The sequence below is a fragment of the Tatumella saanichensis genome (genome assembly GCF_000439375.1).
Lineage (GTDB): Bacteria > Pseudomonadota > Gammaproteobacteria > Enterobacterales > Enterobacteriaceae > Tatumella > Tatumella saanichensis.
This window is the reverse complement of sequence record NZ_ATMI01000040.1, coordinates 90,103-103,918: the sequence shown is the minus strand read 5'-3', so window position 1 is coordinate 103,918 and position 13,816 is coordinate 90,103. Positions and strand designations below refer to the sequence as shown.

The 13,816-nt window shown below is 47.5% G+C and carries 15 protein-coding genes and 1 tRNA gene; 5 read left to right on the top strand and 11 right to left on the bottom strand.

Translation table 11 applies throughout. The features are described from left to right. The first annotated feature begins 347 nt into the window (after positions 1-347). The 3 genes from DW47_RS0111245 to DW47_RS0111230 all read left to right on the top strand — a co-directional run bounded on the left by DW47_RS0111245 (position 348) and on the right by DW47_RS0111230 (position 3,263). Positions 348-2,072, top strand: a complete 1,725-nt coding sequence (locus DW47_RS0111245; protein ID WP_029686519.1) for a protein-disulfide reductase DsbD — start codon at positions 348-350, stop codon at positions 2,070-2,072. 203 nt (positions 2,073-2,275) lie between these two features. Next, positions 2,276-2,351 (top strand) — tRNA-Phe (locus DW47_RS0111240). A 495-nt stretch (positions 2,352-2,846) separates the two neighbouring features. After that, positions 2,847-3,263 (top strand): GlcG/HbpS family heme-binding protein, encoded by a 417-nt coding sequence (locus DW47_RS0111230; protein WP_029686518.1) that lies wholly within the window; start codon positions 2,847-2,849, stop codon positions 3,261-3,263. Between the two features lie 114 nt (positions 3,264-3,377). On the opposite strand, the gene DW47_RS0111225 is transcribed toward DW47_RS0111230, so the two are convergent. The 6 genes from DW47_RS0111225 to DW47_RS0111200 form a co-directional block, all read right to left on the bottom strand. Continuing rightward, positions 3,378-4,046 (bottom strand): methionine ABC transporter permease, encoded by a 669-nt coding sequence (locus DW47_RS0111225; RefSeq protein WP_029686517.1) that lies wholly within the window; start codon positions 4,044-4,046, stop codon positions 3,378-3,380. Beyond that, positions 4,034-4,822 (bottom strand): methionine ABC transporter ATP-binding protein, encoded by a 789-nt coding sequence (locus tag DW47_RS0111220; protein ID WP_051150915.1) that lies wholly within the window; start codon positions 4,820-4,822, stop codon positions 4,034-4,036. The genes DW47_RS0111225 and DW47_RS0111220 overlap by 13 nt, the downstream gene beginning before the upstream one ends. Continuing rightward, the gene (locus DW47_RS0111215; RefSeq protein ID WP_029686515.1) at positions 4,815-5,621 is read right to left on the bottom strand and encodes a MetQ/NlpA family ABC transporter substrate-binding protein; all 807 of its coding nucleotides are present in this window, start codon (positions 5,619-5,621) and stop codon (positions 4,815-4,817) included. Before DW47_RS0111215 ends, DW47_RS0111220 begins: the two co-directional genes overlap by 8 nt. Positions 5,622-5,650: 29 nt before the next feature. Further along, entirely contained in the window at positions 5,651-6,667 is a 1,017-nt protein-coding gene (locus DW47_RS0111210; protein ID WP_029686514.1) for an isopenicillin N synthase family dioxygenase, read from the bottom strand. A 414-nt stretch (positions 6,668-7,081) separates the two neighbouring features. Beyond that, on the bottom strand, positions 7,082-7,567 hold the full coding sequence (locus tag DW47_RS0111205) for a DMT family transporter (protein ID WP_029686513.1): 486 nt from the start codon (positions 7,565-7,567) through the stop codon (positions 7,082-7,084). Positions 7,568-7,574: 7 nt separating this feature from the next. Continuing rightward, complete coding sequence (locus DW47_RS0111200; RefSeq protein ID WP_029686512.1) at positions 7,575-8,009, bottom strand: DMT family transporter; 435 nt, start codon at positions 8,007-8,009, stop codon at positions 7,575-7,577. A 98-nt stretch (positions 8,010-8,107) separates the two neighbouring features. On the opposite strand from DW47_RS0111200, the gene DW47_RS0111195 reads away from it, so the two are divergent. Then, the gene (locus tag DW47_RS0111195; RefSeq protein ID WP_029686511.1) at positions 8,108-9,052 is read left to right on the top strand and encodes a LysR family transcriptional regulator; all 945 of its coding nucleotides are present in this window, start codon (positions 8,108-8,110) and stop codon (positions 9,050-9,052) included. Positions 9,053-9,328: 276 nt separating this feature from the next. Further along, positions 9,329-9,595 carry a hypothetical protein gene (locus DW47_RS0111190; protein ID WP_029686510.1) on the top strand — a complete coding sequence of 89 codons (267 nt, stop codon included), beginning with the start codon at positions 9,329-9,331 and terminating at the stop codon, positions 9,593-9,595. A 52-nt stretch (positions 9,596-9,647) separates the two neighbouring features. On the opposite strand, the gene DW47_RS0111185 is transcribed toward DW47_RS0111190, so the two are convergent. From DW47_RS0111185 to DW47_RS0111165, 5 genes are read right to left on the bottom strand one after another with little or no spacing between them, the layout of a single operon-like run. Next, positions 9,648-10,484, bottom strand: a complete 837-nt coding sequence (locus DW47_RS0111185) for a transporter substrate-binding domain-containing protein (protein WP_029686509.1) — start codon at positions 10,482-10,484, stop codon at positions 9,648-9,650. A gap of 10 nt (positions 10,485-10,494) precedes the next feature. After that, positions 10,495-11,196 (bottom strand): amino acid ABC transporter permease, encoded by a 702-nt coding sequence (locus DW47_RS0111180; RefSeq protein WP_029686508.1) that lies wholly within the window; start codon positions 11,194-11,196, stop codon positions 10,495-10,497. Beyond that, positions 11,189-11,872, bottom strand: a complete 684-nt coding sequence (locus DW47_RS0111175; RefSeq protein ID WP_029686507.1) for an ABC transporter permease subunit — start codon at positions 11,870-11,872, stop codon at positions 11,189-11,191. The genes DW47_RS0111180 and DW47_RS0111175 overlap by 8 nt, the downstream gene beginning before the upstream one ends. Before the next feature lies 1 nt (position 11,873). Continuing rightward, positions 11,874-12,626, bottom strand: coding sequence for an amino acid ABC transporter ATP-binding protein (locus tag DW47_RS0111170; RefSeq protein ID WP_051150913.1), 753 nt, complete (start codon positions 12,624-12,626; stop codon positions 11,874-11,876). Beyond that, positions 12,626-13,648, bottom strand: a complete 1,023-nt coding sequence (locus DW47_RS0111165) for an LLM class flavin-dependent oxidoreductase (protein WP_241430734.1) — start codon at positions 13,646-13,648, stop codon at positions 12,626-12,628. The genes DW47_RS0111170 and DW47_RS0111165 overlap by 1 nt, the downstream gene beginning before the upstream one ends. Positions 13,649-13,816: the final 168 nt, after the last annotated feature.

The following is a 13,816-nucleotide window of genomic DNA, read 5'->3' as shown; positions in this document are numbered from 1 at the left end:
CGGCCCCTGATGCTATCTCGGATTGCCGTATCGTTCTGTTACCGACGAAATAGTTTGCCGCTTAAAATAAGTGCTATGATGAGCCGCCTTGTCGCAGATCACTGTAGTGCTCTGCCAGCTGAGGTATTGTCATCAGCCCCATCAGCACTGTGAATATCGGACTGACCGGTCTCGGTGGTGATGAGACTGCCGTACCAGGAAGGTACAGCGCCTGACCCTTAGGCTGACAGGGAACAGTGATGGCTCATACCCCACATGCTTCACTGTCACAGTTTACTGGGTATGCCGGTGAAGATATCTGAGTGACCGGTGACACCCGTTTAATACGGAGATAATCAAGACTAATCATGGCTGCTCGTATCATTCGTTTACTGTTTTTGGCAGTGACTTTATTCAGCCTGCAAGCTCAGGCTTCTCTGTTCAGTAATCTGAATTCAACCCCGAAATTTGTGACGGCCGATCAAGCTTTTGGCTTTGATTTTAACCAGAACGGCAGTTCACTGGTCCTAAAATGGACAATCAAACCCGGTTATTACCTCTACCGCCAAAAAATTGCCGTAACACCTGACAATGTCGCTCTCGGGCCGATAACCATGCCCGTAGGCAAAGATCATCAGGATGAATTCTTTGGGAAAAGTCAGATCTACACCACTGATATCCAAATTCCGGTGACGCTTAAAAATGCCGGTCCTAATGCCAGTGTAAAAGTCAGTTATCAGGGCTGTGCTGCCGCGGGATTCTGTTACCCCCCGGAAACCCGGGTGGTTCCGGTATCCGCATTCAGTACAACCTCGCAACCCACAGTTTCCCCAGAACCAGACAGCCAACCGACCACGACCTCAGGCACCTCATTGCCTTTCTCTCCGCTCTGGGCCCTGCTTATTGGTATAGGCATTGCTTTTACACCCTGTGTATTGCCTATGTATCCATTGATCTCCGCCATTATTCTTGGTGGCCGGCGTGACATTCGGCCGACTCGGATCCTGCTACTTTCTGTACTCTATGTTCAGGGAATGGCGGTGACTTATACATTAATGGGGATGGTTGTCGCGGCGGCCGGATTGCGCTTTCAGGCAGCACTGCAAAGTCCTGCGGTACTGCTGACCTTATCAGCTCTATTCATCCTACTGGCCCTGTCGATGTTTGGCGCCTTTACCCTGCAATTACCTTCCTCGTTACAGACCCGACTCACCCTGTGGAGTAATCGCCAGCAAGGGGGATCACTGGTGGGAGTCTTCCTGATGGGGGCATTAGCCGGGCTTATCTGCTCGCCCTGCACCACCGCACCCTTAAGCGCTATCTTGCTGTATATCGCCCAGAGCGGCAATATGTTAGCCGGTGGCGGAACCCTTTATCTGTATGCACTAGGTATGGGGATCCCGTTAATCATTGTAACCCTGTTCGGCAATCGTCTACTGCCGAAAACTGGCCCTTGGATGCAGTATGTTAAGGAAGGGTTTGGCTTTGTCATTCTCGCGCTGCCGGTATTCTTGATTGATCGTGTAGCAGGTGATCTGTGGGGCATGCGCCTCTGGAGTTTGTTAGCCGTCGCCTTCTGTGGCTGGGCACTTAGCCTGAGCCTGAAAAGTGACAGAGGCTGGGTAAGAATGCTGCAAATCCTCTGGCTGCTACTGGCACTGATCGCTGCCCGTCCGCTGCAAGAATGGGTTTTTCCTCCAGCGCCTGGCAGCCAAATAGCCGCACAGGATCAGGTATTATCATTTCGCGATATCCACAACATAGAGCAGTTGAATCAACAACTGAGCCAGTCACAAAATAAGATCACTATGGTTGATCTCTATGCTGACTGGTGTGTTGCCTGTAAAGAATTTGCCAAATATACGTTTACCGACCCGCAAGTCAGCCAAACCCTGAGCCACTATCAGTTATTGCGGGCTAACGTAACGGCCAATAGCGAGCAGGACAATGCCTTGCTGAAACACCTGAACGTCCTTGGACTGCCGACTCTGCTGTTCTTTGATGCCCAAGGCCATGAGATCCCAGGTTCCCGGGTCACCGGCTATATGGATGGCCCACAATTCGAAGCGCATCTGCAAACCCTGAAGCCTTAATATGACGTCAACACCGGCATCAGCCGGTGTTTTTTCCTCCTCCCTCCCCTTCAACATCTGCTTCTTCTAAAAGGCAACCCGTGCAAAAAACAGCCGAAACCTAACCGTTCGTATACAAAGCAAGCAGTCAGCGGTGTTTTGCAGATATATCGATGAAAAACAGTTGACGACTCTGAGCCATTACGGTTTAATGCGCCCCGTTAGCCCGAATAGCTCAGTCGGTAGAGCAGGGGATTGAAAATCCCCGTGTCCCTGGTTCGATTCCGGGTTCGGGCACCAAGTTTAAAGAAACCCGCCTCTGGCGGGTTTTTTGCTTTTTGAGTCAGCGAACCCTCCATCGAACGCCGTTCGATGACTCGTCTCATCAATGAGACTCGCCCTGCGGGCTGGCGCTTACGCGCCATTCACCGGTGCCAAGCACCGTTGTCCGGGTTCGGGCACCAAGTTTAAAGAAACCCGCCTCTGGCGGGTTTTTTGCTTTCTGAGTCAGCGAACCCTCCATCGAACTCCGTTCGATGAACTCGTCTCATCAATGAGACTCGCCCTACGGCTCTCCCCTTCACCGAGTCCTTATTCTCCCTGTGATTCACGACTCAGGGGTCTCTGTCACTGAGTGATCTCCCAACGTAGTCACCGGCTATTGATTACTGCCGCTAACCAAACCGCAAACAGATGACGCCATGCCTTTGACAGCTTACCGCTCCTTTACCAGACTTATTACATCGAGTTCATTATCACTGTGGCTGGTTTAGCGCAGATCACTCAGGAGAAAATATGCTGACGTATAAGACACTGGATAGCCGCACGGCACAGCAACTGGTGGAAGCCGGAGAAAAAAAAGCGCGGGAGATTGATTCCCCCTCAAACCTCGCGGTCTGTGATCAGGCAGGATTTCTGATTACCCATTTGCGGATGGACGGTGCGCAGTTACCCAGTATCAATCACTCTATCCACAAAGCGTGGACCAGTGCGCAATTCGGCAAAGCGACGGATGACTTGACTGCGGACAGTGAACCTGGGGGAGAGCTGTACGGGCTTAATAATACCCTAGATAACCAGGTCATTGTCTTTGCTGGCGGCATTCCTTTGACGTTGGAAGGAAAAATCGTTGGGGCGGTGGGTGCCAGTGGCGGTACGGCCGACCAAGATAAAACGGTAGCACAAGCGATGGCCGCCGCCTTTAAAGGATAAATGAGCCGCGGGCCATACCCAGAGTGCTGAAGAACAGCATTCTGGGTCGCTCCCCTACCCCGCGATATCCGCTAATAGGTACTCCTGGCCCCACCCCGGAACATCTTCTTTTTTTCATCGACGATGCGCCAGCGAACGTACTATCGTATCTCCGGCTTTCTGCACCAGCAAAACTAAGAGCAGCAGCATAATCACGGTACCCGCCATAATATTATGATCGAAACGTTGGTAACCGTAACGGATAGCGAGATCCCCAAGTCCTCCACCGCCGACTACACCAGCCATCGTCGAAAAGCCAATCAGCATGACCACGCTCAGCGTGACACCTGCCACAAGAGAAGGTAGCGATTCTGGAAGCAGTACACGACTGATCAAATGCCAGAGATTGCCCCCCATCGATTCCACTGCTTCAATACGGCCATGATCCACCTCAGCCAGTGCACTTTCGACAATACGCGCAAAGAAGGGAAAAGCGCCTAACGTAATAGGGACAATCGCCGCCGTGGTGCCCAACGTCGTACCGACAATAAAACGTGTCACAGGGATCAACGCAATCAGTAAAATGACAAAGGGTAAAGCCCGCCCAATATTTACCACCCAGTTCAAGACTAAGGAGATAATAGGATTCGGCAGCAAGCCCCCCTTGCGAGTCAGAAACAGTAAAATGCCTACCGGTAATCCCAGGGCAACCGTAAAGATTCCAGACAGTAACACCATATAGAGCGTCTCCAGCGTACCGCTGAGCATAAGATCCTGAAACTGCTGCCAGTTTACGCTACGCATCTCGCGGCCTCCCCCGTCAAATAACGGGCACGGAACTCCCTGTCTGTCGCCCCATCTTCTAACAATAACCGGCGTAGGGCTCCGTCGTGACGCGCCATAATTTGTGGCAGTGTGCCACTTTCGATTAACTGCCCATTCTCAAGTAAAGCAGCCCCCTGGCAGATGCGTTTTACCACCATCATTTCATGTGTGATCAGTACAATGGTGATCCCAAGTTGCTTCTGGATCCTCGCCAGCAAATCGAGGATCGAGCAGGTAGTGTCTTGATCAAGGGCACTGGTTGCCTCATCACACAGCAGATAGCGTGGGTTGGCCGCCAGTGCGCGAGCAATTCCTACTCGCTGCTTTTGCCCACCAGAAAGTTGTCTAGGCCACGCATCCGCAAAGTTCTCCAGTCCGACCAGTGCTAGCAATTCGTTGACTCGCGGCTGCCGCTCCGCTTTAGCGATACCCGCAATTTCCAAAGCAAGATCGATGTTCTTTGCCACTGTACGCGAATGCAGCAGATTAAAATGTTGAAAGATCATCCCTATCTGCTGTCTCTGGCGGCGTAATCCGCCGCGATTGAGTTGCGCAATATCCTCACCGTCAATCAACACCCTACCGGATGTCGGCTGCTCCAACCGGTTTAGACAACGCAATAAAGTACTTTTTCCCGCTCCGCTCCGCCCGAGAATACCGAAGATAGTGCCAGACTCAATCGACAGAGAAACTTCCCGTAGAGCCGGCTCCTCTCGTCCGGGATAATGTTTGCTGACTTTTTCTAGACTAATCATGCTGTGCATCCGCAACCGGAATGACCGAGCCTTTATACTGAGTGCGGATAAACTCAGCGACCTGTGGGGAAGTCAGGTCTTTCGCTAACTCTTGAATGCGAGGGTCATTTTTAAGCTCCGGACGGGTGACCAGTAGGTTGGCATACGGGTTATTTTTGGCCGATTCCAAGCCCAGAGCATCTTTTGCCGGTGTCAGGCCTGCTTCAAGGGCATAGTTACCATTGATGATGGCGGCATCCACATCATCCAGTGAGCGAGGAATTTGCGGTGAATCAACGGGGATAATTTTGATTTTTTTCGGGTTATCAATAATATCGGCCTGAGTCACCAGGGTAGAGGTGGTATCACCGGTCGCTTTCAGTCGGATAAGACCTTTATCCTGTAGCAGCCACAGAGAGCGGCTCAGGTTAGTAGCATTATCCGGTACCGCAATACTGGCGCCGACAGGTAAATCTGCCAATGATTTAACTTTATGAGAATAAATACCCAGTGGCTCAATATGCACCGCTGCCACCGACACAAAAGTTTTACCGAGCTCTTTCTCCTGTTCTTTCAAATAAGGCAGATGTTGAAAGTAATTGGCGTCCACTTCTCCAGAAGCCAGTAATTCATTAGGGTTAATACCACCACCGCTCATTTCAATAACTTTAAGATCTAATTTCGGATCGATTTTTTTCACATAAGCCAGAATTTCCGAATGTGGGACCGGATCTGCGGCAACACGTAACGGGGCGGCGTACACACTCTGTGCAACAAATAATGAGAGTCCAGCAAGAATAAAATGTGCGGGCTTGATCATGTCACTGCTCCTTATAGAGGTAAATAAGATTATTTATTGCGGTATTGTGAATAAAAACGATTGGCGACTTCCGGATGAGAACGTATACGTCCTTTTAAATAATTCCATCCGACCTCTCGTAATAACGGATTTAGCGGGTCACTGACGGGTCCACGGGCAGCCGCCGCCAGTTCACTAGGCAATTGATATATCGGTACAACCCTGTCCAGTTGTGCCCCGAGGAAAAATGCGACAGATAAACGCTGCTGCGTGGCTCGGGGTGAGATAACGCGATGGACTGTCGCCCGTAGATAGCCGTTGGTGGCCAGTTCCAGCAATTCACCGATGTTCACCACAAATGTCTCTGCCAGTGGTTGTACATCGACCCAGTTATTTGGGGTCACTTCCACTTGTAATCCACCCTGTTCATCCTGGAGAAGAAGGGTCAGAAAACCGGAATCTTTGTGTGCCCCTACACCTTGCCGGGATTCGTGTTGTGTCCTGCCCGGGTAACGAATCAGTTTGATATGTTCATTCGGTGCGTCACCGTACAGCTCATCAAAAGCATCGCGCGGCAGAGAAAGCGCCACCGCAAAAGCCCGCAGTAATTCCAACGCGACTCGCGTCATTTCCACCTGCCAGCGAGTCACAATAGTTTTCAGTTCGGGTAGCATGGCGGGCCATTGATTCGGCCCCTGCATCTTCCGCCAGAGAGGCGCACTAGGATCATTGTTGACCGGCCGATCGGCACCAATATCGAACTGCTCCCGAAAATCCGGCTGGCTGCGGGTAATCTCGACACCGGCACGGTTATAACCTCGAAAATGCGGTGAATTGGCCATTCTGACCGTCAGCTTATCGGCTTCCGGCAGGGCAAAAAAACGACGGGAAATTTGCTGCACTTCGGCACATAACTGTGAAGCAACACCATGACCTGTCAGATAAAAAAAACCGACCTCACGGGCAGCTGTTCTCAGTTGCGCTAATAATTCATTCCGTTGATCTTCATTACCCTTTAATTGTGAAAAATCAATAATCGGTAATGGCGTTTTAATAAATTCCGTCATGATGAACACCTGTCATATCACTCTAGAATTATCATGCCACTGCTGTTTTTCAGAGACTACCAACTAAATTATCTGACGATATACAAAAAAAAGAATAAATAAACTGTCGCAGAGGATGAGTTATTAAGGGTTATTTTTCCATGACCTTACGTCAGAATTAATGGCAATAGAGTACCGATGAAGAGTAATTATGGACGCGGGCGAATAGGACGACTGAGAACGCTGATTGTTACCGCGCGTCCTGCACATAGAGCCGAGGGAGGAACCCGAGCCAAGCGGAGAAACGGTTATCCGTCTCAACTTGACCCGAGGAAACGACTTTGCGAGGAACACTGAATGACCTCGCTGCCTTAACACTTGTTCAGTGACCTAGGCTCGCCATCATAAGCAAAGCTCCGTCACTGAACGATACCTCTAATCGTGACGAGTTTCCTGAGCCGCACTCTGACTAGAGTTCTCTGTCCGATTCGCCCAATAGATAAATAGCAAAGCAATACCCAAACAAACGATAGCGCCTAGCCGGTTCAAGGAGAACGGAATAGTGTGGTTGTCCAACCAGCCAAAGTTATCAATCATAATACTCATCACTAACTGACCAAAAATCACGGCCACGGTCGCAAGTCCGGTACCTATACGGCGTACCGCCAGCACCATGATCACAATGTAAGGGACGCCAAACATCGCTCCCGCCAACTGCCATTTTGGTACCGTTAATAAGGTCTGCGCATGACCATGGTCGAAGAAGAAAATCAATAATGCAGTGATCAATGCGCCCACCGAGAAGGTGAGAAACGCACACTTAAATACCCCGACCTTGCTGCCCAACTGACCATTGACCGCTGCTTGAATACTCAACATTGCGCCACCGATCACCGCCAGAATAATCATCATTATTGTCATCATCGGATTATCCCCTTGCCATAAAGAACAGCGCAGCGACGATAAAGCACAGCGCAATAATACGTTTACTGTTAGTTTTCCGGCGAACGTTGCCGAACATTCCGAAATGGTCGATCACCAGACTCTGGAAAATCTGTCCCGCCAAAATACCGATCATCGTGATGGCGATCCCTATTACTGGGGTCGCGACAGTCAGAATGATCACATAGCCCGCCCCCAATAAGCCGCCAATTAACTGTCCGCGAGGCTGCTGCAATAGAGAGGGACTATTTCGAGGACTAAAAAAGAGCATCAATAAGAAGGTCAGTGCTGAGCCCACCCCAAAGATACTCAGAGTCGCCCACAGATCGCCGACCTTGCTTCCCAGCGGTCCAAGTAATCCTGCCTCTGTCGACAGCCCCATCCCTCCAAGAATGACCAGTAGTAGGAATAAAAGTGGCATAACACATCTCTTTTGATTTTATGGAGGTACAGGATAACGTATGGCTATGATGAGAAAAATGCCATAATAAGATAAACACCTGTGCAGGAAGTGCATCAATGACTCATCTCAGCGATATTAGTCTGCGTTCTCTTAAATTATTCATCGATGTGTGTGAAGCATTGAATTTTTCGGTGGTCGCCCGCCACGAGGGGATCTCACCTTCCCAAGTCTCACGGATGATCCATCAGTTGGAAGATAGCGTGGGCCAACAGCTATTTTACCGCAACACCCGTGCCATTATCCCCACCGAAAATGGCCGCCAGTTTGCGATAGCGGTAAGACAAACCTTACAACAATTGGAAGAAGCCCGCCGCAGCATGGAAGAAGGCACCCGCGAGCCGTCCGGCCTAGTGAGGATTAATGCGCCGGTTTTTTTTGGTCAGCGCCATATCGCCCCACAGATAGCGGCATTGTCGGCTCGCTATCCTCAGTTAGATATCGAACTGACTCAGACCGATGATTACATCGACCCACATAAAGAAGCGACCGATGTTATTTTTCGTATCGGCACGCTCACCGATTCTTCTTATCATGCTCGCATTTTCGGCACACAGCATTATTATCTGGCGGCCTCGCCAGATTACCTTAAACAGCATGGTTCACCGCAGACGCCAGAACAACTCGCTGAACATGATTGTCTGGTTTACCGTGGTTCTTCTGGCCCCAACCGATGGCTGTTTCGCCAGCCACAACAGGAATGGGTCCACTATCCGCTATCCCCTCGACTGACCTCAAATAATGCTGAGACACTGCTGATCGCAGCATTACAGGGCATGGGTATCGTACTGTTTCCCGACTGGTTGCTGGGAGATAAACTTCAGTCCGGTGAGTTGGTTGGGATCATGCCCGCCTACACAGCCTCAATCACCACCGAGCCATTACACATTGCGGCACTCTATCCGGACTCTCGCCATCCACCGTTAAAGGTCAGGGCCGTTATTGATTATTTTATGACAGCTTTCGGTGAGCCACTCTATTGGCAAAAGGACCACCGATCCTAACCACGCCAAAACTATGGCCATCTTCTATTGAGAGATTAAATACCGGTGGTCGGTTTAGTTTCAGTCGGTGATAATATCTGAATAAATAGAGTTTTTTAATAATCACGACCCTATTAACTGTATTCATCTCAGTAACTTAATTTTAAACCTTTATAATAAATCCAGCCGCAACATAAAGTTTAAAGTTATTTATACGATTATTCCTAAGGAATAATCATTAATTTATCCTACAGTTATATCTGTAAGACAAATTAAATCAGCGATTATGAGGTAAATATGAGTAACGCAGAAACTCAAAAAACAACGACTGAGTTTTTAACCGATGTGACTTCACAGCTGAAAGAAATGCGCCACTACGCGCAGACCAATACCGAGACGCTTTCAGCCCAGTGGCTGGCCTTTGATGCCGGTGAGCATAAAAATAAAGACTACGCCGAACGGATTAATAATTTGCTGACATTACAGGGAAAACTGCTGGATGAACTTGAATCAGTGATCCAAGATATTGATATTGAAGTCAATCACATCGAACAGGAAAGTTAGTCCTTGTCCCCTGAAACCCACTTGGGTTTCAGGGGTTGCTCGCGCTATCCAGTTAAAGATCGTTGCTAACCTTCACCTTATCCGCACCAGGCAGGGTATAGACATTCTCTTGATACCACTTCTCAGAAAGCTTCGCCAATGTACCATCTTTCTTCAACGAAACTAGAATGTTATCTACTTTACTGATCAGCGTTGCATCTTCGCCTTTTTTATACAATACGACCGTCGGGAACAGTCCTATAGTCGCTGACGCTTTAATATTGAGCGGCACTTTCTTAATCAAAGAAAGATACCCCCCAATCGGATAGATCGCCGCGTCATATTCCCCGGACTCTACCGAGCGGAACATATCTAGTGCGGTTTCTTCGCCTGATGGTGTCAGCGTGATCGGCGTTGACGGATGCGTTTCATTATACTGTTCGATAACCGTATAGCGGGCATCATTGACATTAATCGGGTTTAGTTTTTTGTGTTTTTTCGCAATATCATCTAGAGAATTTATACTGTTATCGCCCTTCCTGACAATCAGCCGTAAGTCACTGATCCCGGTAGGCTGATGAGAATAATCAAAGCTTTTCGCACGGTCTTTATTCAAGTAAAAATGGTTGGCAGAGAGATCATAAGCTCCGGTTTTCAGTCCGGTAAGAATCGCATCCTGAGAGACGCTGCTGAAGGTAAATTTATACTCCGGCAGTTTCTTCTGGATAATTCTAAGCAGATCACCATCATAACCTGAGATATGTCCATTTTCATCTGTGAATGAAAAAGGATAATTATTATTATCCAATGCAACATTCACGTTCTTTGGTACAGAGCTAGCCTGAGAAAATGCTGATAACGTGAGCCCGGATAAAATAATGGTACCGGCCAGTATTTTTTTGAATGACATAATTTTTCCCTTAATATTTTACGAAGGTCTTTTTAATCAAAGTATCTACGGTTCTAGAAAAAATAATACCCATCACTGTAAATAAAACATACACAATCAGGTAGGAGCCAACATAATTAAAAGTCTGGGCTGAAATGATATTCGATTTAGTGATGACATCCATAACGCCGAGAGTGGAGGCCAATGCTGAGTCTTTAATTAAATCCATAATAACATTACAAAAGGCAGGGCTGTTATTCGCCATCATCTGCGGGAAAATGATCCGTCTGAAACTACTGAGTCGTGGCAGGTTAACGGTTTTTGCAGCTTCCAGCTGTCCGTGATCGACCGACAGCCACGCGGAACGGAAAAACTCAGAAAAATACCCGCTATAGACAAAAACTAGCGATGCAATCGCTGCAATCGTCGCAGGTAATTTCAGTTGCCAGGCAGAAATCCCATGTATATTAATGCTTCCCAGCACTGCTACCAAAATATAAGGGAGCGTATAAAACATCATATACATCAATACAATAACTGGAACCGATCGCGTCAAAGAAAGAAATAAAAACAGTATTTTTTGCACCAGCTTATGGGTCACATTCAAGCTGATGACACATACTGTACCGCCGGCTATAAGTGCAAGACATAGCGAGATGAAAATAATAGTGAGCGTTTCACCCAGGCCGCTCAGGATAAAAGGTGTCGATGAAAAGAGAAATGACTTATCCATACTGCTTACCTGCAATGACCTGATATTTTTTTTCTAGAATGTGCAGCACAGCGCTGATCAGCATACTCAGAAGCCAATAAATTAATAAAGTGCTAAGGAAAGCCTGAATTTGCAGCATTCCGTAACTGACATTCGAGATACGCTTTGCCAAGCCAAACACATCATTAATACCTACCAAATTCACAACTGATGTCATTTTAACTATGGTTATCAGTAAATTACCGAAATTTCCTATCGAGATCACACAGGCCTGAGGCAGAATAATTCTGAGAAAACCGGTCAATGGAGGAATATTACAGGCGGTGATAGCTTCCCTCTGCCCACTTTCAACAGACTGAATACCGGAACGAATAATTTCCGCGAAATAGGCTGCGGCAATAGTGCCGATAGCCGCAACGGCATACCAGCTATCGTTGACCGTCGAGATATCAATCCCCCAGTGTTGTAGTACAGACTTCCCGCCAAAGTAAAACAGCAAGATCATTATCGGGATTGGTGATGCCCTCATGACCTCCGTATACAACCGATAAAGTGGTTTACCGACGTACGGGCAGGTTCTAAGCGATAACAGAAGTAGGGCAAGCCCAACACCGCTAAGTACGGAAAACAGAATAATTTCTAGGGTGGTTCCCAGACCAAACACGAGTTTAAGAAAAACCTCTGCGAATGATTTCATATCAGTAATGCTTTATTTTATTCACAAAATGGCGGGTTCTTTCATGTCGAGCATCATGAAAAATAATCTGTGGCGTATCCGCTTCAATGATCTTTCCTGCTTCCATAAAAACTACTCTGTCAGAGATTTTTTCCGCAAAAGAAAATTCGTGAGTTGAAATAATCATCGTCTGACCAGCAGCAGCAATCTTCCTGATCAATTGCAAAACACCACCAATATTTTCTGGGTCCAGCGCTGAGGTTGGCTCATCCAGTAATAAGACTTCCGGTTGTAATGCCAGTGCTCGAGCAATACCAATTCGTTGTTTTTGCCCCCCAGATAAATTTATCGGATAATGCTGAGCTTTATCGGCCAAGCCAACATCATTCAGATATTTTTCCGCGATCTCCGTCGCCTGATTAGCAGGTATTTTTTTACCGTAAATAATCCCTTCACTAATGTTCTGCAATGCAGTCAGATTATTGAACAGATTATAACTCTGAAAAACCATCCCGGTTTTTCTGCGGATATTGATTTCCTGTTTTTTACTGTAACGCTCAAAGTTGATAGTAGAACCAGAAATCGTCAGTTCTCCGCTGTCCGCCGGAGAAAGCAGATTAAGGGCCCTCAAAAACGTGGTCTTCCCCGAACCACTCGGACCAATGAGGGTGATAATATCTCCCTTCTTGGCCTCAAGTGATACTCTGTCCAGGATCACAGCGTCGCCAATCCGGCGGGTCAACGCCTGTGCGGAAAATAGGATGTCTTGTCCCATTATCCTTTCCAACCCAGATCTTTCACAACATGCTGCATCAGTAGCTCAAGTGAGCGATTACTTACTTTATAATCTGGTTCAATCGTGTGTGACTGGAAGGCAATATGCGTGGCGCGCTCTAGCACGCTGTCTTCTGCCAGCAATACTTTTACTTGCTCAGGAGTCCCATAGTACGCGTCTTTTAAGGTAGTAAATTCATTTAATGCATAGTAATTTTGCGATGCTGGATCGGCATATTTCTGTTCAAACTGCCGGATAAAGTCATTAAGCCACTGCTGACCTTCACTATTTTCATCTACCACCAACACGGTGCGAGAAACCATTATCCGTGGCTCTGCACCTACCGGTAATGCCGCTAGATAGTGATCAATAATCCGGTGCTGCATCTCAGTAAGTGATTGCTCACTTCCTTTAACTCTTGGTTGGGTGCGGGATAACATCAGACCATATCCGGCCGCTCCGGCTAAGGCTGCTCCCTGGGTTGAGAAGGTTGCCAGCCAGGTTTTTTGGCTCAGTTTATCCGGCACCGGATATAATTGCTGTTTATTGTCCAAAATTTCTTGGAAACGGGTGAAGTGCTCAGTAAAGATGTCGCGGCGGTTTTCCGCATGCAGTCCAAAGCCTGCAAAGGTCGCATCAGTCGCACCACTACCGAGTCCTAATTCAAGACGCTGGTTATGCATCAGATTAAGTACAGTCGCATCCTCAATAACCCGCAGCGGATTCTCAAATGAAAGCGTAATAACCGCAGTGCCTAACGTAATATTTTGGGTAGCCTGTCCAGCTGCGGCAAGGAAGACAAATGGAGAAGGTAGACCGCCTTCATCGCGGTCAAAATGATGCTGAGCAATCCATGCATTATCGTAACCCAATTTCTCTGCCAGGATAATCTGTTCCAGTGCGATACGATAACGCTCTTCTGCCGTAGTATTATCTAGGAGTCGAGTCAAAAAACCTAATTTCTTTTTATTGCTTATTGAAGCCATCAGAATACCGTGAGCTATTTTTAAAATAATTAACACTGTTATTTTATTAAAAAATAACAGTGTTAATTAAAAAAGGCAATCTTATGGAAAAGCAATAATTTATCTATAGATAGTTTAATTATTTATTAGAAAATATATTCCATTACTGTCAGCCCACTAACGAAAGACATTTATGATTCATCCCATAAACATTAATGAACCCCT

Bases quoted from the DNA above. Each gene is read 5' to 3' on its own strand.
- DW47_RS0111230 (WP_029686518.1), top strand. From the start codon at position 2,847: ATGCTGACGTATAAGACACTGGATAGCCGCACGGCACAGCAACTGGTG.
- DW47_RS0111245 (WP_029686519.1), top strand. From the start codon at position 348: ATGGCTGCTCGTATCATTCGTTTACTGTTTTTGGCAGTGACTTTATTC.
- DW47_RS0111195 (WP_029686511.1), top strand. From the start codon at position 8,108: ATGACTCATCTCAGCGATATTAGTCTGCGTTCTCTTAAATTATTCATC.
- DW47_RS0111205 (WP_029686513.1), bottom strand. From the start codon at position 7,567: ATGACAATAATGATGATTATTCTGGCGGTGATCGGTGGCGCAATGTTG.
- DW47_RS0111200 (WP_029686512.1), bottom strand. From the start codon at position 8,009: ATGCCACTTTTATTCCTACTACTGGTCATTCTTGGAGGGATGGGGCTG.
- DW47_RS0111215 (WP_029686515.1), bottom strand. From the start codon at position 5,621: ATGATCAAGCCCGCACATTTTATTCTTGCTGGACTCTCATTATTTGTT.
- DW47_RS0111185 (WP_029686509.1), bottom strand. From the start codon at position 10,484: ATGTCATTCAAAAAAATACTGGCCGGTACCATTATTTTATCCGGGCTC.
- DW47_RS0111180 (WP_029686508.1), bottom strand. From the start codon at position 11,196: ATGGATAAGTCATTTCTCTTTTCATCGACACCTTTTATCCTGAGCGGC.
- DW47_RS0111175 (WP_029686507.1), bottom strand. From the start codon at position 11,872: ATGAAATCATTCGCAGAGGTTTTTCTTAAACTCGTGTTTGGTCTGGGA.
- DW47_RS0111220 (WP_051150915.1), bottom strand. From the start codon at position 4,822: ATGATTAGTCTAGAAAAAGTCAGCAAACATTATCCCGGACGAGAGGAG.
- DW47_RS0111190 (WP_029686510.1), top strand. From the start codon at position 9,329: ATGAGTAACGCAGAAACTCAAAAAACAACGACTGAGTTTTTAACCGAT.
- DW47_RS0111210 (WP_029686514.1), bottom strand. From the start codon at position 6,667: ATGACGGAATTTATTAAAACGCCATTACCGATTATTGATTTTTCACAA.
- DW47_RS0111170 (WP_051150913.1), bottom strand. From the start codon at position 12,626: ATGGGACAAGACATCCTATTTTCCGCACAGGCGTTGACCCGCCGGATT.
- DW47_RS0111225 (WP_029686517.1), bottom strand. From the start codon at position 4,046: ATGCGTAGCGTAAACTGGCAGCAGTTTCAGGATCTTATGCTCAGCGGT.